Origin of the sequence: Burkholderia sp. BCC1972 (assembly GCF_905339605.1) — a bacterium.
In the GTDB taxonomy this organism is placed as follows: Bacteria; Pseudomonadota; Gammaproteobacteria; order Burkholderiales; family Burkholderiaceae; genus Burkholderia.
This window is the reverse complement of sequence record NZ_CAJPGH010000085.1, coordinates 1-655: the sequence shown is the minus strand read 5'-3', so window position 1 is coordinate 655 and position 655 is coordinate 1. Positions and strand designations below refer to the sequence as shown.

Genomic DNA, 655 nt, shown 5'->3' with positions numbered 1-655 from the left:
ATGAGGGCGACGCGATGAGAACCTCTGCTTCCACGCCCTCCACGCCGGTGTCGACCGGCGCCGCAAGCGCCGGCGCGGGCCGCGCCCGCCCGGGCCGCTTCGCCGCGCTGGCGCGCTTCTTGCCGTCGGGCCGCAGCGTCGCGATCGGCGTGCCGTTCCTGTGGCTCGCGGTGTTCTTCGCGCTGCCGTTCGTGCTGGTGCTGAAGATCAGCTTCGCCGACCAGGTGATGGGCATCCCGCCGTACACGTCGCTCGTCGAGTTCAAGGACGGCGTCGTGCACTTCGCGCTGCAGCTGTCGCACTATGCGTTCCTGCTGCAGGACGACCTGTATGTCGCGACCTACCTCAGCTCGCTGAAGATGGCCGCCGTGTCGACCGTGCTGTGCCTGTTGATCGGCTATCCGATGGCGTACTACATCGCGCGCTCGGAGCCGAACCGCCGCAACGTGCTGATGATGGCCGTGATGCTGCCGTTCTGGACCTCGTTCCTGATCCGCGTGTACGCATGGATCGGCATCCTGAAGGACGACGGCCTGCTGAACCACACGCTGATCGCGCTCGGCATCATCCACACGCCGCTGCGGCTCTATCACAGCGACGCGGGCGTCTACATCGGGATGGTCTATTCGTACCTGCCGTTCATGGTGATGCCGCT

Annotated in this window: 1 protein-coding gene; it reads left to right on the top strand. The window is 66.1% G+C overall.

Features of this window, described 5'->3' with window-relative positions; genetic code table 11:
- Positions 1-14 precede the first annotated feature (14 nt).
- Positions 15-655: putrescine ABC transporter permease PotH (locus tag U5798_RS36905; RefSeq protein ID WP_322084882.1), on the top strand; the 641-nt coding region annotated here is incomplete at its 3' end.